The organism is Litoreibacter sp. GN1-5 (assembly GCF_055693805.1).
This window is the reverse complement of record NZ_JBVFUP010000001.1, coordinates 1,011,370-1,031,070: the sequence shown is the minus strand read 5'-3', so window position 1 is coordinate 1,031,070 and position 19,701 is coordinate 1,011,370. Positions and strand designations below refer to the sequence as shown.

The window sequence follows — 19,701 nt, the reverse complement described above, 5'->3', positions numbered from 1 at the left end:
AACCCGTGTAATTTCCGGGGCTTGTCTATGTTTTTGGTGTGATTATGCTGGATGTTCATTTCCCGTTAACCCATTGTTAATAAACACCGTTCTGAGCTTTCGAGGTCGATTTTCCTTGACTTTGCGAACGGTCTCTGGCAAGAAGTTGTCAAGCTGGAAGAAATGGGCAAGCGGCACGGATCAGATGATCTGGCGCCGCTTTTTTGTTTCCTCACTCGTGCGGAGGGCATGAGAGGCAGATTTTAGACATGAGTATTGAGGACCCTCTTGAGGGAGACGTTTCGGCCCTGTCCGAGAGGTCAGAAGATTTGACAGAAGATTTACAGGCGCTGGGCCTGATGATGCGGGAGTTGAAGGACGAAATTCGGGAGGAGTGGAAAAGGATCAAAGTCGGTGAAGGCTGCGACAAGAAGCTGGGTAAGATGCTGAAAAGCGATCTGGAAACTTTGGTTAAATTGTCGATTGAGCAGGAGAACAGGCTTGAAAAACACATACAATCCCGTGGAGGCGTCGCCGGATACGACGCGATTGACTTTGAAGCCATTCGGGCCGAATTCTTGGATCGGCTTGTTAAGCTCCATTCCCGTTACAGTGCTGAAGGAGTTGCTGAACGAGGTCAGTAAGCATGTGCCTTTGGGGGCATTGTGGGATTTTCGCTTCTGGTGGCTGCCCCATCAGGTGCCGCCTGAAGGTGATTGGCGAACCTGGGTGATCATGGGCGGGCGCGGCGCTGGCAAGACACGAGCCGGGGCTGAATGGGTCCGGTCCATGGTTGAAGGCAAGGGGCCGCTTGATGAGGGGCGTGCGCGCTGTGTGGCACTGGTGGGTGATACGTTTGATCAGGTGCGTGACGTGATGATCTTTGGCGATAGCGGGATCATGGCGTGTTGCCCGAACGGTCGTAAGCCGGAGTGGCAGTCCACGCGACGGCGATTGGTCTGGCCCAACGGGGCGATTGCGGAGGCGTATTCTGCATCGAGCCCGGAAGGGCTAAGGGGGCCTCAGTTTGATGCGGCCTGGGCGGATGAACTGGCGAAATGGAGCAATGGTGGGGCCGCCTGGGACATGCTGCAGTTCGCCCTGCGGTTGGGGGAGCATCCCCGGCAGGTGGTAACGACGACACCGAAGAATGTGGAGGTGTTGAAGCGGATATTGAACGCGCCGTCGACGGTGATGACTCATGCCAAGACAGAGGCAAACCGGCACAATCTGGCAGAGAATTTTCTAACAGAGGTGCGGGCGCGTTATGCCGGGTCGCGGCTGGCACGACAGGAGCTGGACGGGCTGCTGCTGGAGGATGTCGAAGGGGCGCTTTGGACCACGGCGACCTTGGAGGCTTGCCGGGTAACGAAGTTGCCGGAGTTTGATCGGGTCGTCGTGGCGGTAGACCCGTCAGTGACCTCGGGCAAATCGGCGGATGCCTGCGGTATCGTGGTTGTCGGTGCTGAGTTGACCGGGGAGCGGACCGATTGGCGCGCGACCGTAATTGAGGATGCGACGGTTGAACGCGCGTCGACGCTGCAATGGGCGGAGGCGGTCGTGGCGGCCTATGAGCGACACGGCGCGGATAAGGTCGTGGCCGAGGTCAATCAGGGTGGTGATCTGGTGGAAGATTTGCTGCGGCAGGTGTCTCCGTTGACGCCCTATGCCGCGGTACGGGCCACGCGCGGCAAGGTGGCACGGGCAGAGCCGGTTGCAGCTTTGTACGAGCAGGGCCGGGTCAAGCATTTCGGTGATCTGGGCAATCTGGAGGACCAGATGTGCAAGATGACCAACCGTGGCTATCAGGGTCGGGGTAGCCCGGACCGGGTGGATGCGCTGGTCTGGGCCGTGACCGAGTTGATGGTGGCGGGATCGAGAGCGGGGCAGGCGCGGATGCGGTCCCTTTGATGTGACGAAATTGATCTGGAGGCCCTCGGATATTCGGGGGCCTTTTTTATTGGAATGGGAGCCTGCGATGGTTTTTGATTTTTTACGGCGCGGTGCTGTTGAGGTGCCGGAAGCGAAGGCTTCGGCCACGGGGCCGGTGATTGCCTATCATGGCAGCGGCCGGGTGGCGTGGAGCCCACGCGACACTGTGTCTTTGACGAAGACAGGGTTTTCGGGAAACCCGGTCGGGTTCCGGTCGGTCAAGATGATTGCAGAAGCGGCGGCGGCGCTGCCGTTGGTGTTGCAGAACGCGGATCAGCGGTTTGAGCTGCATCCCGTACTGTCGCTGATCGGTCGCCCCAATGCGGCGCAGGGGCGCGCTGAGTTGCTGGAAGCGCTTTACGGCCAGCTGTTGTTGAGTGGGAATGGCTATCTGGAGGCTGTTGGAGCCGATCTGGGTGTTCCGGTTGAGCTGCATGTGCTGCGCTCGGACCGGATGAACCTTGTGCCCGGGGTCGATGGCTGGCCTGTCGCGTATGAATATGCTGTTGGTGGCAAAAAGCATCGGTTTGATATGACGGGCGAAGTGGCACCGATCTGTCACATTCGGTCTTTCCATCCGCAGGATGATCACTATGGGTTTTCTCCGCTTCAGGCAGCGGCGTCAGCGATTGATGTGCATAACAGCGCCTCGCGCTGGTCCAAGTCGTTGCTGGACAATGCGGCGCGCCCTTCGGGGGCGATTGTTTATAAAGGCGCAGATGGTCAGGGCGCATTGACCAATGATCAGTATGAGCGCTTGCAGGGCGAGATGGAGGCGCATCACCAAGGCGCCCGCAATGCGGGGCGTCCGATGTTGCTGGAAGGTGGTTTGGACTGGAAACCGATGGGCTTTTCGCCAAGCGATATGGAGTTTCAGAAGACAAAGGAAGCGGCGGCGCGTGAGATCGCGCAGGCGTTTGGCGTGCCGCCAATGCTTTTGGGCATTCCGGGCGATGCGACCTATGCCAATTACGCCGAAGCAAATCGGGCGTTTTATCGGCTGACCGTGCTGCCGATGGCGGGCAAGGTGCTGGGTGCGATATCGCATTGGCTGAGCGAGATTTCGGGCGAGGCGGTGACTCTGGCCCCCGATCTGGATCAGATCCCCGCTTTGAGTGCTGAGCGGGAAGCGCAGTGGAAACGCGTTGCCACGGCAGATTTTCTGACCAATGCCGAAAAGCGTGTGATGCTTGGCCTGCCAGCCACGGCAGGTGAGTAATGGCAGAGGAGCGGCGGGCCGGTGGGTCACGCTATCTGTATGAGCCGTTTGAATACGCGCCCGCCCATCAGGTTGAGGCCAATGAGCGGGTTCTGGAGGCACGGTGGAACGGGTTGGAATACCGGCTGGGTCAGATCGAGCTGATGCTGGAGCGGCTGGAACGGCGCGTGTGGCTTACGATTTTTGGTGTAACGGCGGCGGTGTTGAGTGAGACCGCTACGGGGCTTTTCCTGCCCTGATTTGAGGAGAAATCTATTGATGACAGATTATTGCGGGCCAGAGCTGGAGCGAAAATATTGCCAGATATCTGATCAGATCGAACTGGGCGCGGATGCCACGATTTCGGGCTATGCGTCTTTGTTTGGTGTTGCAGATCAGGGCGGCGATGTTGTGTTAAAGGGGGCCTATGCCAAATCCTTGCAACAGCTTGAGGCATCCAAAGGCACAGTAAAGTTGTTGTGGCAGCACGACCCAGCCCAGCCAATTGGCGTTTGGGACGAGGTTCGCGAGGACGATACGGGCCTGTTCGTCAAAGGGCGTTTGCTGACTGAGACGCAGAAAGGCCGTGAAGCGGCTGCGTTGATTGAGGCAGGGGCCATTGACGGGCTGTCCATCGGATACCGGACGGTGAAAGCCGACCGGGATGCCAAAGGCCGGAGGCAATTGGCAGAACTGGAGCTTTGGGAAGTGTCGTTGGTGACATTCCCGATGCTTCCACAAGCACGGGTCGGGGCGAAAGCCCATACGCCGGAAACGGACGTGGCCCAAACCATGGCGGATGTGTTTCGCACCATGCGTCAGAGCCTGGCCGAGACCTGAGGCCAGGTTTTTACCCACCCTTATTTCAGGACCTAACATGACTAAACCCGAGACCAAGTCCCGGACTGATGGCGCTTTGCCTGATGGTTCGACTCCGGCTTTTGATCTGACTTCAGAGATGACCGGTTTTCTGAACGATTTCAGCCAGTTTCAGGCTGATATTAAATCCCGACTTCAAAAACAGGAAGAACGTATGACCCATCTTGACCGTAAGAATTTTGCCCGTACTGCACGCCCTGCGCTGTCTGCCACTGTAGAAGCCAGCGTACCGCATCAAAAGGCTATGCAGTCTTATCTGCGCAATGGCGATGATGACGCGCTGCGCGGGCTGGAGCTGGACGGCAAATCACTGAACACTTCGGTCAACAGCGACGGTGGCTATCTGGTGGACCCGCAGACGGCTGACACTATTCGCGGCGTGCTGCGGTCCTCGTCCTCCCTGCGTGCCATTGCCAATGTTGTCAATGTTGAGGCGACAGCGTTTGAGGTTCTGGTGGATCACACAGAGATGGGGTCCGGTTGGGCGACCGAGACCGGCGCAAGCGTTGAGACCGACACGCCGCAGTTTGAGCGTATTTCGATCCCATTACATGAGCTGTCTGCACTGCCAAAGGCTTCCCAGCGCTTGCTGGATGACAGCGCATTTGACGTTGAAGGCTGGTTGGCTGGCCGTATCGCGGACAAATTTGCAGCGGCTGAAGCGGCGGCGTTTGTTGCAGGTGACGGCATCGATAAGCCGAAAGGCTTTCTGACGCATACGAGTGTTGCGGATGCTGGTTGGACCTGGGGTTCGCTTGGCTATATCGCGACTGGCGCAGACGGCGAATTCGCGACTGGCCAAGCTGCAGATGCGATTGTTGATCTGGTTTACGCGCTTGGCGCACGTTACCGCGCAAATGCGTCTTTCGTGATGAACTCAAAGACAGCCGGTGCTGTGCGCAAGATGAAGGATGCCGATGGCCGCTTCCTGTGGTCCGACGGTCTTGCCGCTGGTGAGCCTGCCCGCCTGATGGGCTATCCGGTTCTGATCGCCGAAGACATGCCTGATATTGCATCCGGTGCCGAGGCGATTGCATTTGGTGATTTTGGCGCAGGCTACACGATTGCCGAACGCCCTGATCTGCGCATCTTGCGCGATCCGTTCTCGGCCAAACCACATGTTCTGTTCTTTGCGACCAAGCGCGTCGGTGGTGATGTCAGCGACTTTGCGGCGATCAAACTGCTGAAATTCTCGGAAGTCTGAGGCTTGTGAGAACATCGCCTTTGCCTGAATTACCAGGCAGGGGCGGCGTTGGGGCGCGCGCGATGTCTTTCGTGTTGTCCAGCTTTTCCCCCTCCGTCCGAGCAACGCGGGGGGCGCGCGTCCCATTTTACGGACATTTCCGGGAGAGATTTGATGATGTTGGTTGAATTGAGCGCCGTGTCTGCGGCTGATTTGCCATTGGATGGGCTGAAGGCGCATTTGCGGCTTGGATCTGGCTTTGCCGATGATGCTTTGCAGGATGGCGTGCTTGAAGGTTATCTGCGGGCCGCTATGGCAGCGATTGAGACGCGGATTGGTAAGATATTGCTGACACGCCGGATGAGCTGGACCGTGACGGCCTGGGCGAAGTTTGCCTGTCAGGCATTGCCGGTTGCGCCGGTCAGCATGATCCATTCGGTGAGCCTGGAAGATCGTTCAGGCGCATTGCGTGTTGTTGAGGCTGATGCCTATCACCTGCGCCCGGACGCACAGCGTCCACGACTAGCGGCACGCGGAACGGCGTTGCCCGCAATACCCGTGGGCGGATCGGCTGTGATCGAGTTTGACGCGGGGTTTGGTCCGTCATGGGGTGATGTGCCCTATGATTTACAGCAAGCGGTGTTTCTGCTGGCGGCACAATATTACGAGAGCCGCCGGGATACGCAGATGAAGGCTGGTGTGATGCCGTTCGGTGTGGCGGCGCTTCTGGAACCGTACCGGACCATCCGCTTGTTCGGGGCAAAAGCATGAGCGTGAATCTGACACGGCGGTTGGTGCTGGAAGACCCCGTGCGTCTGGGCGATGGCGCAGGTGGGTTTACGCAGAATTGGGTGCCGCTGGGTGCGCTGTGGGCTGATATGCGCGCGGGCACCGGGCGGGAGCGGTTCGGGTCGGGGGTGACGAAATCGTCAGTGCCCTACCGGGTGATTGTGCGAGGCGCGCCTGAGGGTGCACCGTCGCGACCCCGGCCCGATCAGCGGTTTCGTGAGGGTAGCCGGTTTTTCCGCATTCTGGCCGTTGCCGAATATGACCGCGATGCCCGGTATCTGATCTGCTATACAACTGAAGAGGTGGCGGGATGAGCTATGGTGTTTCAGCCGCCTTGCAGGCCGCGGTTTTCAGCGCATTGAGTGCAGATGATACCGTGACGGCGCTGGTCGGCTCAGCAGTTTTTGATGCGGAGCCATCGGGAGCTTTGCCGGACACTTATGTCAGCCTTGGGGCGGAAGCTGTGCGCGACCGATCAGACGGGTCGGGCAGTGGGGCCGTGCATGACTTTACCGTCAGTGTTGTAACGGAACTGTCCGGATTTCAGGGGGCTAAAGCGGTGGCCGCGGCGGTATCAGATGTCTTGATTGACGCCGATCTGGTGCTGGCGCGGGGAGTTCTGGTGTCCCTGCGGTTTCTGCGGGCAAAGGCGGCCCGGATCGAGAATGGTACGACGCGGCGCATTGACCTGATTTTTCGAGCACGGGTCGATGATGCGTGAGCGATCTCACGCGGGTTTGAATTTCACAAAATTGGAGAGATGAGATGAGTGTTCAAAGGGGCAAGGACCTGCTGTTGAAGGTTGATCTGACAGGTGACGGGCAGTTTCAAACGGTAGCTGGTTTGCGGGCTACGCGGATTTCGTTCAATGCGGAACAGGTGGACGTAACATCGCTGGAGTCGCAAGGTGGATGGCGCGAATTGCTTGGCGGTGCCGGGGTTAAGACGGCCTCGATTTCGGGCTCGGGTGTATTTCGCGACGAGGGCACGGATGAGCGGGCGCGCCAGATCTTCTTTGACGGCGAAGTGCCACAATTCCAAGTGATTGTGCCGGATTTCGGTATCGTGGAAGGGCCGTTTCAGATCACCAGCATTGAATATGCGGGCGCGCTGGAAGGCGAGGCAACTTACGAGATTGCGTTGGCCTCGGCCGGGGCGTTGAGCTTTACGGCGCTGTGATGGCAAACCCTTGGGCAGGAGAGGTGCGGTTGGTGCTGGATGGGGTGGCTTGCGACTGCAAGCTGACCCTTGGCGCGCTGGCTGAGTTGGAAGCAGAGCTGAAGGGCGAGACGGTTTTGGACCTGATTGAGCGGTTCGAGAGCGGCAAGTTTTCTACACGCGATGTGCTGGCGCTGATCGTGGCGGGGCTACGCGGCGGCGGCTGGTCTGGTCGTGCTGCGGATTTGCTGAGTGCAGAGATCGAAGGCGGGTTGCTTGAGGCGACCCGCGTAGCGGCACAGCTTCTGGCAAGGGCGTTCTCAACAGGTGAGACGTGAGCGGTTTTGATTGGCCTGCATTGATGCGATTGGGATTGCAGCAGGCCGGTCTAAGGCCCGCTGATTTCTGGGTGCTGACCCCGGCAGAACTGACGTTGATCCTTGGGCTGGATGCGGTTGCGAAGCCATTGAACCGGGCGCGGCTGGAAGAGCTGGATCGGCTGTATAGCGATATTTCAGGAGAAAGATAATGGGCGTTTTTGACGGCTTGGACGGGCTTGATGATCGAATTGACGGGCTGGAAAGCTCACTGGGTGGAGCGGAAGTAGTTGTCTCTACATTTGAGACCGAGTTGGCATCCATGCGACAGACGATGCTTTACACAAGCCGAGAGGTGCAGTCGCTGTCATTGTCCATTGGGGGCGGGTTGCGCAAGGCGTTTGATGGGCTGGCCTTTGACGGCCTGAAGCTGTCGGATGCGCTGAAGACGGTTGCCGAGAGCATGATTAATGCGGCTTACAACACCGCGCTGAAACCGGTGCAGGATGGCTTGGGGTCGGTGATTGCCAATGGTGTGAATGGGCTGGTCTCGGGCATTCTACCATTTGAGAAGGGCGGCACGTTTTCGCAGGGCCGTGTGATGCCGTTTGCCAAAGGGGGCGTCGTCACAGGGCCTACCAATTTTCCAATGCGCGGCGGTATGGGGTTGATGGGCGAAGCTGGGCCCGAGGCGATTATGCCACTGACCCGAGGCGCTGATGGGCGGCTTGGTGTACAGGCGGGCGGTGGTGGGCGCCCCGTACAGATCACTATGAATATACAGACACCTGACGTGGCGGGTTTTCAACGGTCGCAAAGCCAGATCGCGGCGCAAATGGGCCGCGCTTTGAGCCGTGGCCAGCGCAATCGGTAAGGGGAGATTTCCGAGATGAGTTTTCATGAAGTGCGGTTTCCCGCATCGCTATCCTTTGGATCCCTTGGAGGACCGGAGCGGCGCACCGAAGTGGTGACGCTGGCAAATGGATTTGAAGAACGCAACACGCCCTGGGCACATTCGCGGCGTCGCTACGACGCAGGTGTTGGTATGCGGTCTTTGGATGACGTGGAGGCGATGATTGCGTTCTTCGAGGCGCGGCGCGGTCAGCTTTCGGGGTTTCGCTGGAAGGATTGGTCGGATTATCGATCCTGCAAGGCCTCGGGGCAGGTCACATTTGAAGATCAGGTTTTGGGTCGCGGTGACGGTGTGACGGCTGAGTGGCAATTGGTGAAGACCTATGCCTCGGGTGGATCATCCTATGTGCGTCCAATTGCCAAGCCGGTTCAGGGGACCGTTTTGGTGGGTTTTGATGGGCTTCAATTGCAGGAAGGTGTCGATTGGGAGGTTGATCTGGCCTCAGGTATTGTGAGTTTTGCCCATGCGCCGGACAAAGATGTGGAGATCACGGCAGGGTATGAGTTCGACGTGCCTGTGCGCTTTGCCACGGATGTCATCCAGACCTCGGTTGCATCCTTTCAGGCGGGGGATGTGCCCAGTGTACCGGTAATCGAGGTGCGGGTATGAGCGCGCTTCTGGATCACTTGGCGACGGGTCATACCACTGTCTGCCGGTGCTGGGCTGTGACCCGGCGGGACGGGCGTGTATTTGGCTTTACGGACCATGATACAGCGCTGTTTTTTGAGGGGATTGAATTCAAGGCGGATACGGGTTTGACCGCAAGTGCGGTGCAGCAGGTGACTGGGTTGGCTGTCGATAACTCGGAAGCGGTTGGTGCATTGTCTGATGCGTCAGTGACAGAAGCAGACATTGCGGCGGGGCGCTTTGATGGGGCCAATGTGACGGCGTGGTTGGTGAATTGGGTCGATGTTAACTGTCGTGAGGTTCAGTTTGCAGGCTCCATCGGGGAGTTGAAACGTGGCGATGGGGCATTCCATGCCGAATTGCGGGGGCTGAGCGAACAGTTGAATCTGCCAGTAGGGCGCGTGTTTCAAAAGCCATGTCAGGCGGTTCTGGGGGACGGTCAATGCCGTGTTGATCTGAAGGCGCCGGGATATCGCGCAGATGTTGCTGTGGAAGAGGTATCAGAAGGGCGGATATTTCGGTTCAAAGCGCTGGATGGATTTGATGACCGGTGGTTCGAGAAAGGTCGGCTGGAAGTTCTAACCGGTGCTGCAAAAGGGCTGATGGCTGTCATAAAGAACGACCGGTTCCGGGATGACACCCGTGAGGTTGAGCTATGGGAAGAGCTGCGGATGCCGATTGAAATCGGCGACTTGGTTCGTGTGGAAGCCGGGTGCGACAAGCGCATGGAGACATGTCGGCTTAAATTTCAGAACCTGCTGAATTTTCGCGGGTTCCCGCATATTCCGGGAGAAGACTGGATGATGACGTATCCCAAGCAGGGTGGCGCGAATGATGGCGGGAGCCGGTATTCATGAGCGTCCCGGTTGATTTGATATTGGCAGAAGCGCGCAGCTGGATTGGAACGCCTTATCGCCATCAAGCGGCCTGTAAAGGCGGTGGGAGCGATTGTCTGGGTCTCTTGCGTGGTGTTTGGCGCGCTGTTTATGGGGCTGAGCCAGAAGCGATCCCGGAGTATAGCGCAGATTGGTCCGAGCCGCAGGGTGAGGAACGATTGTTCGCGGCGGCCATACGGCATCTCAGGCGCAAACCTGTGGCGGAAGCAGCAGCAGGCGATGTGATCCTGTTTCGGATGCGCGATGGCGCAGTGGCCAAGCATCTGGGGATCACATCCAATATAGGCCCGGACGCTGCGTTTATTCATGCGTATTCGGGGCATGGCGTTGTGGAGTCTCCGTTTTCCGAGCCGTGGGCGCGTCGCGTTGTGGCACGGTTTGAATTTCCTGAAATGAGGTGAGCAATGGCGACGATATTACTATCCGCGGCGGGTGCTGCGATTGGCGGCGCGATTGGCGGCGGCGCGCTGGGCTTGTCCTCTGTTGTGATCGGGCGGGCTATTGGCGCAACCATTGGACGCGCGATTGACCAAAAGCTGCTTGGTAGTGGGTCCGAGGTTGTAGAAACCGGGCGCCTTGATCGGATGCGGATCATGGGGGCGAGCGAGGGCGCGTCGATCCCACGAGTTTATGGGCGTATGCGCGTTTCAGGAAATGTGATCTGGACGTCGCGGTTCAAGGAAAATGTTTCGGTCACTCAGCATGGTGGTGGCAAAGGCGCGCCTAAGGGGCCGACGACCAAATCATATTCCTACTCGATCAGCCTTGCTGTCGCGTTGTGCGATGGTGAGATTTCGCGTGTGGGGCGGGTTTGGGCTGATGGGGCAATCATCCCGAAATCCGATTTGAACATGCGGGTTTATAAAGGGACGGAAGACCAACTGCCCGATCCGCTGATGTCTGCGCTTGAAGGGGAAGGTGTGACGCCTGCCTATCGAGGGTTGGCTTATGTGGTGCTGGAAAATCTGGACCTGAGCCAGTTTGGTAACAGGGTTCCTCAGCTATCCTTTGAAGTGGTGCGTCCCGCCCGGCCGGAAGGCGCATCGGACGCGTCAAACGTATCAGATGGGGTGCAAGGTGTTGCGATGATGCCGGGCAGCGGAGAATATGCTTTGGCCACAACGCCTGTGTACCGCAATGGGGCAGGCGGCCAAATCAAGGCTGCGAATGTGAATTCAGCGGAAGGTGTGCCGGATTTTGTGGCCTCGCTGGATGCGCTGACCGAGGGAATCGCCCAACTGCAAATCAACGTCACTGGTGGTGAGCTGGTTCGGGGATGATTTGCGGTGCGGTCATTGCCGTGTCTTGCCGAAGGTTGAGCAAGCTGTGGTTGCTGCGCCCAGAGCATCGAACCATATCCCGTCACGTATACAGGATGCGTGGTTTGGAAGCACGGCTAGCGATGAGCATCCTTGGGTCGTTTCAGGTATTTCGCGCAGCACTGCAGAGCAGGTTGCGCAGGTTGAGGGACGCCCTGTCTACGGGGGAACCCCGGCAGATGGATCGGTCATAGAGGCTATCGAGGCTTTGCACGCGACAGGGCAAGAGGTGATGTTCTATCCATTCCTGTTGATGGAAATTCTGGAAGGCAATGCTTTGCCTGATCCATGGAGCAATGCTGGCACACAGCCGGCGTTGCCATGGCGCGGCAGAATTACGACACAGGCTGCGCCGGGGCGCGACGGAACGACGGATTTGACCGCTGCGGCCCGTGATGAGGTAGCGGCGTTCATGGGGACTGCGCGACCATCGGACTTCCAGATTCTCGGGCGGTCTGTGCGCTATACGGGGCCTGCGGAGTTTTCCTACAGGCGGTTCATTTTACATTACGCCTATCTGTGTAAAGCTGCGGGGGGCGTAAGCTCATTCTGCATCGGCTCGGAAATGCGCAGCTTGACACAAATCCGAGATGAAACAGGTGGATTTCCGGCTGTAGAGGCTTTGCGTGTTCTGGCGGCAGAGGTGCGTTCGATTTTGGGGTCTGAAACCAAAATTGGTTATGCGGCAGATTGGTCTGAATATTTTGGGTATCATCCACAAGACGGTTCCGGCGACGTTCGCTTTCACCTTGACCCTCTTTGGGCGGATGAGGCGATAGATTTCATTGGTGTCGACAATTATATGCCGATTGCCGACTGGCGTGATGGCGATGCACATGCGGATACTGCTGCTGGTTCGGTCTATGACCTGGACTATTTGCGCAGCAATATCGCAGGTGGAGAAGGGTACGACTGGTACTATCGCGATGATTTTGCGCGAGAGTTACAGGAGCGTACCCCGATTGAAGATGGCGCATATGGAGAAAATTGGGTTTACCGCTATAAGGACCTGAAAAGCTGGTGGACACAGGCACATTATGAGCGGGTCGGCGGTGTTCGATCTGATATTCCTACGGGCTGGGTGCCTCAGTCAAAGCCGATTTGGTTTACGGAACTGGGATGTGCTGCGATTGACAAAGGGGCGAACCAGCCAAACAAGTTTCTGGACCCTAAATCATCTGAATCGGCGATCCCGCATTTCTCGAACGGTCGGCGGGATGATTATATGCAGCAGCAATATTTGCGCGCGTATTTCAGCCATTTTGATGATGTGGAGAATAACCCTGTCTCGGCTCTTTATGATGGGCCGATGGTGGATATGTCAAAAGCGCATGTCTGGGCTTGGGATGCGCGACCCTGGCCGGATTTTCCAAACAATCTTGATGTTTGGAGTGACGGTCTTAACCATACAAAGGGACATTGGCTAACTGGGCGCAGCAGTGTGCAGTCTCTTGCCGCTGTTGTGGCTGCAATTTGCGAAAGCGCTGGGCTGAGTAATTATGATGTCAGCGACTTGCATGGTGTTGTGCGCGGGTTTTCGATTGCGGGTGTAGAGACGGCGCGGGCCTCTTTGCAGCCGTTGATGCTGGCATACGGGTTTGACGCGATTGAGCGTAGCGGTAAGCTTATTTTCCGCAACCGTGACGTCGCGCCTAAGATTGCCATTAACGATGATGCGCTTGCTTTGTCTGATGCGGATGGAGGTGCGATGGAAAGCGTCCGCGCGCCTGTAGCGGAAGTCGTGGGGCAGGTGCGTCTGGGATATGTGGAGGCCGAGGGTGAGTTTGTCACGCGTTTGGCCGAAGCGCGGTTTCCAGATGATGACACGATGACTTCGACGCAAAATGACATGCCGCTTGCTTTGACCCCTTCAGAGGCGCGGGCGATGTCGGAGCGTTGGTTGTCAGAAGCGCGGATCGCAAGAGATAGTGTGCAGTTCACTTTGCCGCCATCGCGCAGCGATCTAATGGCAGGGGACACAGTGCTGCTGAAAGATGTTAGCGGTGCAGATACTTTGTACCGCGTAGATCGAGTGGAAGATCGAGGGGTGCGTGCGATCGAGGCCGTGCGTGTTGAAGCGCATGTTTATCAGCCGAGTGACGCGGTTGAAGAGCTGTCTAACATACGGCCCTTCACGGTTCCCATCCCGCTGGCTGTCCACTTTATGGACTTGCCTTTGCTGACTGGCAAAGAAGTACCCCATGCACCGCATGTCGCAGTTTCAGCGGATCCGTGGCCCGGTGGTGCTGCGGTTTACGGATCTTCTTTGGATAGTGATTATCGGTTGAACAGTATTGTGGAGCGTCCCTCGATTATGGGCGTTACTCAGAACCCGCTTCAGCGCGCAGAGCCGGGAATATGGGATCGTGGGGCCCCGTTAAGAGTTACGCTTTCTGATGGGGCCTTAAGTTCTGTCAGCCGCGAAGCTGTCTTGAATGGGGCGAATGCAGCGGCAATTGGAGATGGGTCATCAGGCAACTGGGAAATTATTCAGTTTGCCAAGGCGGACTTGGTTGCGCCTCAGACCTATGATTTGTCGACCCGATTGCGGGGGCAGGCGGGCTCTGATGGTTTGATGCCTGATATTTGGCCGCAAGGTAGTCTTCTTGTTCTATTGGATGGTGCGCCAAGCCAGATCGAGTTGGATTTATCCGCCCGTGATCTGGCACGCCATTATCGTATCGGGCCATCATTAAGACCCTATGATGATCCCTCGTTTCGATATTATGTCGAAGCGTTCAAGGGGATAGGATTACGTCCTTACGCGCCCGTTCATTTGAAGGCCCGAGATGTTATCGGTGATCTTGCGGTGAGTTGGGTGCGTCGAACCCGGATTGATGGCGATAGTTGGAGTTCCTTTGAGGTGCCGCTCGGAGAGGGTCTGAACAATATCTTGTCCGGGTTATAAAAAACGGCAGCGTGATCCGAGAAAACATAACAAATAGTGCGGACTGGACTTATAGCGCGCCAATGCGAGCAGCCGACGGTATTGTTGGAGCGTTTGCGGTTGATGTCGCACAAATCTCACTCAGTTTCGGGCCGGGGCCCTTTGCAAGGATTATGATCAATGACTGAAACAGCAAATCTTAAGTTACCTTTGGTACAGCCCGCACAGGCGCAGAAGCATGTGACTGTGAACGAAGCATTGGCGCGTCTGGATGCGGCTTTGCAACTGAGCGTTATAAGTCGTGCGTTGACCTCACCACCGTCTCTGATTGTGGAAGGCAGTGTATTTCTTGTTCCGCAGGGGGCTGCGAATGAGTGGGAAAACAAGGATGGAACGCTTGCGTTTTATTTGAATGGCGGGTGGGAGTTTATTACCCCACAGGTCGGCTGGGCCATCTGGGTGCGCGATGAGGCGGTTCGGATCACATATAATGGCATGGCTTGGGTGGATAATGTGTTGGCCATGTCTTCAAATGGGGCAGCTATGCGTAGTGATGTTATCGAGGTTGATTTCACACTGTCGGGCAGCAGCGCCTTTGAGGATACGGGGTTTATCATTCCTGCAAATACATGTGTTTTGGGTGTGACGGGCCGCGTGTTGCAAGATATTACGGGCAGTCTGACAGATTGGTCGCTTGGCGTTGCCGGGTCTGAGACGCGCTATGGATCTGGTCTTGGTAAAAGTGCCGGGTCTTGGGTAAGAGGTCTGACAGGACAGCCTTTGACCTATTATGATGCAGAACAATTGCGGTTGAGTGCAAATGGCGGGAGTTTTTCCGCAGGGCAAGTGCGTTTGGCGGTACATCTGATGCAATTCGACCTGCCGGTCGGTCTGTAACCCAATCATTCTGCGTGTGATTTCGCCGAAACGGAGCTGCCGATCACAAGTTTGTCGACAATGCGCCTTTCAATATGGCTGTCTTTGACCATCTGTTGTAATAGAATGCAAAAGATTGGAAAGCACGATGGCCAGAACACGTCCTAATGTGAAAGAGGTTGATCCGGTTTGGCAACGCATCACTGGCGAGGCCGAGGAGGCAATTATTGCCGAGCCTTTGCTTGGTGGTCTTGTCCATGGTTCGGTTCTGCATCATGCGAATTTGGAGCGCGCATTAGCTTACAGGATGGCCCAAAAGCTGTCTTCCGGAGAGATGTCAGAGCAGATCTTGCGCGAAATCTCGGATGAGGCCTATGCGTCGGATTCTGATCTTGGAGCATCTGCCAGGGCTGATATTGTTGCTGTGTATGACCGTGACCCTGCCTGCCATAGGCTTATTCAACCTTTGTTATACTTCAAGGGTTTTCAGGCGATACAGGCTTATCGCGTGGGCCATTGGTTGTGGGAGCAGGGGCGTCGTGATCTGGCGTATTTCATACAGATGAGGGTCAGTGAGGTCTTCGGGATCGATATTCACCCTGCGGCGCGTGTTGGAAAAGGTATTATGATCGATCATGCGCATTCAATTGTCATCGGTGAAACAGCTATCGTTGGTGATAATGTCTCGATGCTGCATTCGGTGACTTTGGGTGGAACGGGCAAGGAAGATGATGACCGGCACCCCAAAATCGGCAATGGCGTTTTGATCGGGGCCGGGGCAAAGGTTCTTGGTAATATTACGGTTGGGCATTGTTCGCGTATTGCGGCTGGGTCCGTTGTTCTGGAGCCTGTTCCGCCGATGAAAACTGTTGCAGGTGTACCGGCCAAGATTGTCGGTGAAGCAGGGTGTTCGCAGCCGTCTATCAGTATGGATCAGCTTTTAAGCAGCGATAATTAATAGGATTTGCCTGTCTTCGAGTTTGAGGGCAAACTGCCCTCAAACAAGCTATATATGCCCTATGCCAGCATGGAGATCGGATTTTCCAGGTTATCTTTGATAGCTTGAAGCAGGTTCGCACCAAGCGCACCGTCGATCACACGGTGATCCACGCTCAGCGTTACCGACATTACAGTTGCGACAGCGAGTTCCCCATCCATTCCGACAATTGGCTTTTTGGTGCCAGCACCAACGGCAAGAATTGCGCCATGGGGTGGGTTGATGATGGCATCGAAATTGTCGATGCCGAACATCCCAAGGTTTGAGATTGCGAAGCTTCCCCCTTGATATTCATGCGGTGCCAATTTGCGATCACGTGCGCGGGTCGCAAGGTTTTTCATCTCGGCAGATAGGGTGGAAAGCGACTTAGTCTCTGCGTCTTTGAGTACCGGGGTGAACAGCCCACCTTCAATGGCCACGGCAACCGCGACATCAGACGGCTTGAGCTTGAGGATGCGGTCTTCAGCCCAGACAGCATTTGCATCAGGGACCTGTTGCAAAGCAAGAGCACAGGCTTTGATTATGAAGTCGTTGACGCTGAGTTTAATGCCGCGGGCATCAAGTGTTTTGTTTAATTCAGCGCGGAATTTCAACAAATTGTCCAGTTGAATATCCCGGCGCAGGTAGAAATGCGGTACGGTTTGCTTGGCTTCGGTCAGACGGGCAGCAATCGTTTTGCGCATACCGTCGAGCGGAACATCCTCATATTCACGATCCGCATAGGTCTTTAGAACCATTTCAGTTGAAGGGCCGGCACTAATAGCAGATGTCGTTTGTGCTTTAGCTGTTTTTACGGGCGTGTCGCCTGGCTTGGCCTTAAGCACGTCTGCTTTCACGATGCGCCCTTTCGGACCGGAGCCTTTGATGGCGCTCAGGTCGAGTCCCTTGTCCTTTGCGATACGCCGCGCGAGGGGAGGCGAAGATGCGATCACCCTGTTCGGGTTTCGTCACTGGTGCAGGTGTAGACGCTTGGCTGGCAGGTTGAGGTGCCGCGCTGGTAGTTGCTGCAGGCGGTGCAGGTTCTGATGAAGCAGCTGTCTCGCCAATATCGTCTGCACTTTCGCCATCTTCCAACAAAACCGCAATTGGTGTGTTAACCTTCACACCTTCCGAGCCTTCGGCGACAAGTATCTTGCCCACGACGCCTTCGTCAACGGCTTCAAATTCCATTGTCGCTTTATCTGTTTCGATTTCGGCCAGAAGGTCGCCGGAACTGACGGTATCACCCTCTTTTACAAGCCATTTCGCGAGTGTGCCTTCCTCCATAGTGGGGGATAGCGCGGGCATGAGTACTTGGATTGGCATTCTCATTTTCCCCTATCGATAAGTGACTTGCTTGACTGCATCGATAACCTCTTCGGTTGTGGTCAATGCCAGCTTTTCAAGATTGGCAGCATAAGGCATCGGGACGTCTTTGCCGGTACAGTTGATGACTGGCGCATCGAGGTAGTCAAACGCATGCTGCATGATGACTGAACTGATGTAATTACCGACAGAGCCTTGCGGGAAGCCTTCTTCGACGGTGATGCACCGATTGGTTTTCTGAACACTTGCAAGAATGGTTGCCGTATCCATCGGCCGCAAAGTTCGCAGGTCGATAACCTCAGCACTGATCCCTTCTTCAGACAGCTTATCAGCAGCGTCCAATGCGTATTTCATACCAATCCCGAAGCTGACGATTGTAACATCAGAGCCCTCGCGCCAGATTTTTGCCTTGCCGAATGGAACGGTGAAATCATCCAGAACGGGGACATCAAAGCTTTGTCCGTAAAGGATTTCGTTTTCCAGAAAAATCACAGGGTTCGGGTCACGGATAGCCGTTTTCAGCAAACCTTTCGCATCAGCGGCAGAATAGGGCATTGCCACTTTCAGGCCGGGGATTTGCATATACCACGCAGCATAATCCTGAGAGTGTTGAGCGCCCACGCGAGCGGCGGCCCCGTTAGGGCCCCGGAAAACGATCGGGCACCCCATCTGGCCACCAGACATATAAAGCGTCTTAGCGGCAGAATTTACAATTTGGTCAACAGCTTGCATGGCGAAGTTGAAAGTCATGAACTCGACAATAGGTCGTAACCCGCCAAATGCAGCCCCCACGCCGATACCTGCAAAGCCATGCTCTGTAATTGGTGTGTCGATAACCCGCTTTGAACTGAACTCATCCAACAGACCTTGGGAAATCTTGTAAGCGCCTTGGTATTGTGCGACCTCTTCGCCCATAAGAAAGACATCTTCGTTGCTGCGCATCTCTTCAGCCATGGCATCGCGCAAGGCCTCGCGGACCGTGGTTGATTTCATTTCGGTTCCAGCGGGTATGTCTGCCTCTTCCGGTACAACAATAGCAGCAGGAGCCACTGGGGCAGACGTGGGTTCAGATGCCGGCTCAGACTTCGCCGCAGGTGCGGCAGACACGGCCGGAATGTCATCGGTACTTTCGCCATCTTCAACCAGAACTGCGATGGCCGTGTTGACCTTGACCCCTTCGCTACCAGCTTCGATCAGAATTTTACCGATGATACCTTCGTCCACCGCTTCGAATTCCATCGTCGCTTTATCAGTTTCAATTTCTGCCAGTATGTCACCGGATGAAACGGTATCGCCTTCTTTGACCAGCCATTTTGCCAATGTGCCTTCTTCCATGGTGGGGGATAGGGCGGGCATTAGAATTTCAGTAGCCATTGGTTAAATCTCCCGCTCAAGCATCTGCATAAATGTCGGTATAGAGCTCGTCGAGGCTTGGCTCCGGGCTTTCTTTCGAGAATTCGGCGGCCTCATTCACGATGCCTTTGATTTCCTTATCGATGGTTTTCAGATCATCTTCGGTTGCGTGTTTTCCTGTCAGAAGCATGTCGCGTACATGTTCAATCGCGTCCCGCTCATCACGCATTTTCTGAACTTCCTCGCGTGTGCGGTACTTGGCCGGGTCAGACATGGAATGCCCGCGATATCGATAGGTTTTGACCTCAAGGATATAGGGACCTTTGCCCGCACGGCAGTGTGCAACTGCTTTTTCGCCCGCTTCTTTGACGGCAAGAACGTCCATACCGTCGACCTCTTCGCCCTCAATGCCATAGGCGGCACCTCGTTCCCAAAGTGAAGGCGACTTGGTTGAGCGTTTTACGCTGGTGCCCATCGCATATTGGTTATTCTCAATGACAAACACGACAGGCAAATCCCAAAGCTCTGCCATATTGTATGTCTCGTAAACCTGACCCTGATTTGCGGCCCCGTCTCCGAAATATGTGAATGTTACGCGGTCATTCCCTTTATATTTATCCGAGAAAGCGAGCCCGGCCCCGAGTGGAACCTGAGCGGCAACAATACCGTGTCCACCATAGAAATGCTTCTCTTTCGAGAACATATGCATGGAGCCGCCTTTGCCTTTTGAATAGCCACCTTCGCGCCCGGTCAGCTCTGCCATAACGCCTTTAGGGTCCATACCACAGGCCAACATGTGGCCATGATCCCGATAAGATGTGATGCGTTTGTCGCCTTCACTGGCTGCGGCTTCCAAGCCAACAACAACCGCTTCCTGGCCAATGTAGAGATGGCAAAACCCGCCAATAAGACCCATGCCATAAAGCTGACCGGCCTTTTCCTCGAATCTGCGGATCAACAGCATATCCCGATAGTAGGATAGCAGGTCTTCCTTCGAAACATTTGATTTCTTTGTGTTTTTCTTGACAGCCACGAGAAACGCCCCCTCCCGCAAGATAATTGGTTTAACGTTAAACTAATTCTTATCAGAGTT

The 19,701-nt window shown here is 55.8% G+C and carries 20 protein-coding genes and 2 pseudogenes; 19 read left to right on the top strand and 3 right to left on the bottom strand.

What is annotated here, in order from left to right; all coding sequences use genetic code 11:
* Positions 1 to 248: 248 nt before the first annotated feature.
* From ACZ1HF_RS05325 to cysE, 19 genes and pseudogenes are all read left to right on the top strand, one after another.
* Complete coding sequence (locus ACZ1HF_RS05325; RefSeq protein ID WP_472656528.1) at positions 249 to 623, top strand: hypothetical protein; 375 nt, start codon at positions 249 to 251, stop codon at positions 621 to 623.
* Positions 595 to 1,890, top strand: coding sequence for a DNA-packaging protein (locus tag ACZ1HF_RS05320; RefSeq protein ID WP_472658982.1), 1,296 nt, complete (start codon positions 595 to 597; stop codon positions 1,888 to 1,890). Before ACZ1HF_RS05325 ends, ACZ1HF_RS05320 begins: the two co-directional genes overlap by 29 nt.
* A 67-nt stretch (positions 1,891 to 1,957) precedes the next feature.
* Positions 1,958 to 3,130: a phage portal protein gene (locus ACZ1HF_RS05315; RefSeq protein ID WP_472656527.1), complete on the top strand. Its 1,173-nt coding sequence runs from the start codon at positions 1,958 to 1,960 to the stop codon at positions 3,128 to 3,130.
* Positions 3,130 to 3,369, top strand: coding sequence for a GTA head formation protein, RCAP_rcc01685 family (locus ACZ1HF_RS05310; protein WP_472656526.1), 240 nt, complete (start codon positions 3,130 to 3,132; stop codon positions 3,367 to 3,369). The genes ACZ1HF_RS05315 and ACZ1HF_RS05310 overlap by 1 nt, the downstream gene beginning before the upstream one ends.
* A gap of 19 nt (positions 3,370 to 3,388) precedes the next feature.
* Complete coding sequence (locus ACZ1HF_RS05305) at positions 3,389 to 3,949, top strand: HK97 family phage prohead protease (RefSeq protein ID WP_472656525.1); 561 nt, start codon at positions 3,389 to 3,391, stop codon at positions 3,947 to 3,949.
* A gap of 37 nt (positions 3,950 to 3,986) precedes the next feature.
* Complete coding sequence (locus ACZ1HF_RS05300) at positions 3,987 to 5,192, top strand: phage major capsid protein (protein ID WP_472656524.1); 1,206 nt, start codon at positions 3,987 to 3,989, stop codon at positions 5,190 to 5,192.
* 153 nt (positions 5,193 to 5,345) lie between these two features.
* Positions 5,346 to 5,942 (top strand): head-tail connector protein, encoded by a 597-nt coding sequence (locus ACZ1HF_RS05295; protein WP_472656523.1) that lies wholly within the window; start codon positions 5,346 to 5,348, stop codon positions 5,940 to 5,942.
* Positions 5,939 to 6,274 (top strand): head-tail adaptor protein, encoded by a 336-nt coding sequence (locus ACZ1HF_RS05290; RefSeq protein WP_472656522.1) that lies wholly within the window; start codon positions 5,939 to 5,941, stop codon positions 6,272 to 6,274. Before ACZ1HF_RS05295 ends, ACZ1HF_RS05290 begins: the two co-directional genes overlap by 4 nt.
* Positions 6,271 to 6,681, top strand: coding sequence for a DUF3168 domain-containing protein (locus ACZ1HF_RS05285; protein ID WP_472656521.1), 411 nt, complete (start codon positions 6,271 to 6,273; stop codon positions 6,679 to 6,681). The genes ACZ1HF_RS05290 and ACZ1HF_RS05285 overlap by 4 nt, the downstream gene beginning before the upstream one ends.
* Before the next feature lie 44 nt (positions 6,682 to 6,725).
* The gene (locus ACZ1HF_RS05280; RefSeq protein ID WP_472656520.1) at positions 6,726 to 7,139 is read left to right on the top strand and encodes a phage major tail protein, TP901-1 family; all 414 of its coding nucleotides are present in this window, start codon (positions 6,726 to 6,728) and stop codon (positions 7,137 to 7,139) included.
* Positions 7,139 to 7,456, top strand: a complete 318-nt coding sequence (locus ACZ1HF_RS05275; protein WP_472656519.1) for a gene transfer agent family protein — start codon at positions 7,139 to 7,141, stop codon at positions 7,454 to 7,456. Before ACZ1HF_RS05280 ends, ACZ1HF_RS05275 begins: the two co-directional genes overlap by 1 nt.
* Positions 7,453 to 7,647 carry a rcc01693 family protein gene (locus ACZ1HF_RS05270; protein WP_472656518.1) on the top strand — a complete coding sequence of 65 codons (195 nt, stop codon included), beginning with the start codon at positions 7,453 to 7,455 and terminating at the stop codon, positions 7,645 to 7,647. Before ACZ1HF_RS05275 ends, ACZ1HF_RS05270 begins: the two co-directional genes overlap by 4 nt.
* Entirely contained in the window at positions 7,647 to 8,309 is a 663-nt protein-coding gene (locus ACZ1HF_RS05265; RefSeq protein ID WP_472656517.1) for a phage tail tape measure protein, read from the top strand. Before ACZ1HF_RS05270 ends, ACZ1HF_RS05265 begins: the two co-directional genes overlap by 1 nt.
* Positions 8,310 to 8,324: 15 nt before the next feature.
* Positions 8,325 to 8,957, top strand: coding sequence for a phage distal tail protein, Rcc01695 family (locus ACZ1HF_RS05260; RefSeq protein ID WP_472656516.1), 633 nt, complete (start codon positions 8,325 to 8,327; stop codon positions 8,955 to 8,957).
* Positions 8,954 to 9,832 carry a DUF2163 domain-containing protein gene (locus tag ACZ1HF_RS05255; RefSeq protein ID WP_472656515.1) on the top strand — a complete coding sequence of 293 codons (879 nt, stop codon included), beginning with the start codon at positions 8,954 to 8,956 and terminating at the stop codon, positions 9,830 to 9,832. The genes ACZ1HF_RS05260 and ACZ1HF_RS05255 overlap by 4 nt, the downstream gene beginning before the upstream one ends.
* Entirely contained in the window at positions 9,829 to 10,272 is a 444-nt protein-coding gene (locus tag ACZ1HF_RS05250) for an NlpC/P60 family protein (protein WP_472656514.1), read from the top strand. Before ACZ1HF_RS05255 ends, ACZ1HF_RS05250 begins: the two co-directional genes overlap by 4 nt.
* 3 nt (positions 10,273 to 10,275) lie before the next feature.
* Positions 10,276 to 14,265, top strand: a pseudogene (locus ACZ1HF_RS05245) (baseplate multidomain protein megatron).
* Positions 14,258 to 14,974, top strand: coding sequence for a DUF2793 domain-containing protein (locus tag ACZ1HF_RS05240; RefSeq protein WP_472656513.1), 717 nt, complete (start codon positions 14,258 to 14,260; stop codon positions 14,972 to 14,974). The pseudogene ACZ1HF_RS05245 and the gene ACZ1HF_RS05240 overlap by 8 nt, the downstream one beginning before the upstream one ends.
* Before the next feature lie 127 nt (positions 14,975 to 15,101).
* Positions 15,102 to 15,911 carry a serine O-acetyltransferase gene (gene cysE / locus ACZ1HF_RS05235; protein WP_472656512.1) on the top strand — a complete coding sequence of 270 codons (810 nt, stop codon included), beginning with the start codon at positions 15,102 to 15,104 and terminating at the stop codon, positions 15,909 to 15,911.
* A 59-nt stretch (positions 15,912 to 15,970) separates the two neighbouring features.
* Here the strand turns inward: cysE and ACZ1HF_RS05230 are convergent.
* From ACZ1HF_RS05230 to pdhA, 3 genes and pseudogenes are all read right to left on the bottom strand, one after another.
* Positions 15,971 to 17,255 (bottom strand): annotated as a pseudogene (locus tag ACZ1HF_RS05230) (pyruvate dehydrogenase complex dihydrolipoamide acetyltransferase).
* 12 nt (positions 17,256 to 17,267) lie between these two features.
* Entirely contained in the window at positions 17,268 to 18,629 is a 1,362-nt protein-coding gene (locus tag ACZ1HF_RS05225) for a pyruvate dehydrogenase complex E1 component subunit beta (protein WP_472656511.1), read from the bottom strand.
* Positions 18,630 to 18,645: 16 nt separating this feature from the next.
* Positions 18,646 to 19,641, bottom strand: coding sequence for a pyruvate dehydrogenase (acetyl-transferring) E1 component subunit alpha (gene pdhA, locus ACZ1HF_RS05220; RefSeq protein ID WP_472656510.1), 996 nt, complete (start codon positions 19,639 to 19,641; stop codon positions 18,646 to 18,648).
* Between the last annotated feature and the right edge of the window lie 60 nt (positions 19,642 to 19,701).

What these genes read in the sequence shown, in the direction of transcription:
- ACZ1HF_RS05275 (WP_472656519.1), top strand. Translation starts at nt 7,139, where the DNA reads ATGGCAAACCCTTGGGCAGGAGAGGTGCGGTTGGTGCTGGATGGGGTG.
- ACZ1HF_RS05290 (WP_472656522.1), top strand. Translation starts at nt 5,939, where the DNA reads ATGAGCGTGAATCTGACACGGCGGTTGGTGCTGGAAGACCCCGTGCGT.
- ACZ1HF_RS05310 (WP_472656526.1), top strand. Translation starts at nt 3,130, where the DNA reads ATGGCAGAGGAGCGGCGGGCCGGTGGGTCACGCTATCTGTATGAGCCG.
- ACZ1HF_RS05315 (WP_472656527.1), top strand. Translation starts at nt 1,958, where the DNA reads ATGGTTTTTGATTTTTTACGGCGCGGTGCTGTTGAGGTGCCGGAAGCG.
- ACZ1HF_RS05325 (WP_472656528.1), top strand. Translation starts at nt 249, where the DNA reads ATGAGTATTGAGGACCCTCTTGAGGGAGACGTTTCGGCCCTGTCCGAG.
- ACZ1HF_RS05225 (WP_472656511.1), bottom strand. Translation starts at nt 18,629, where the DNA reads ATGGCTACTGAAATTCTAATGCCCGCCCTATCCCCCACCATGGAAGAA.
- cysE (WP_472656512.1), top strand. Translation starts at nt 15,102, where the DNA reads ATGGCCAGAACACGTCCTAATGTGAAAGAGGTTGATCCGGTTTGGCAA.
- ACZ1HF_RS05250 (WP_472656514.1), top strand. Translation starts at nt 9,829, where the DNA reads ATGAGCGTCCCGGTTGATTTGATATTGGCAGAAGCGCGCAGCTGGATT.
- ACZ1HF_RS05285 (WP_472656521.1), top strand. Translation starts at nt 6,271, where the DNA reads ATGAGCTATGGTGTTTCAGCCGCCTTGCAGGCCGCGGTTTTCAGCGCA.
- ACZ1HF_RS05305 (WP_472656525.1), top strand. Translation starts at nt 3,389, where the DNA reads ATGACAGATTATTGCGGGCCAGAGCTGGAGCGAAAATATTGCCAGATA.
- ACZ1HF_RS05240 (WP_472656513.1), top strand. Translation starts at nt 14,258, where the DNA reads ATGACTGAAACAGCAAATCTTAAGTTACCTTTGGTACAGCCCGCACAG.
- ACZ1HF_RS05260 (WP_472656516.1), top strand. Translation starts at nt 8,325, where the DNA reads ATGAGTTTTCATGAAGTGCGGTTTCCCGCATCGCTATCCTTTGGATCC.
- ACZ1HF_RS05300 (WP_472656524.1), top strand. Translation starts at nt 3,987, where the DNA reads ATGACTAAACCCGAGACCAAGTCCCGGACTGATGGCGCTTTGCCTGAT.
- ACZ1HF_RS05280 (WP_472656520.1), top strand. Translation starts at nt 6,726, where the DNA reads ATGAGTGTTCAAAGGGGCAAGGACCTGCTGTTGAAGGTTGATCTGACA.
- ACZ1HF_RS05265 (WP_472656517.1), top strand. Translation starts at nt 7,647, where the DNA reads ATGGGCGTTTTTGACGGCTTGGACGGGCTTGATGATCGAATTGACGGG.
- ACZ1HF_RS05255 (WP_472656515.1), top strand. Translation starts at nt 8,954, where the DNA reads ATGAGCGCGCTTCTGGATCACTTGGCGACGGGTCATACCACTGTCTGC.
- ACZ1HF_RS05295 (WP_472656523.1), top strand. Translation starts at nt 5,346, where the DNA reads ATGATGTTGGTTGAATTGAGCGCCGTGTCTGCGGCTGATTTGCCATTG.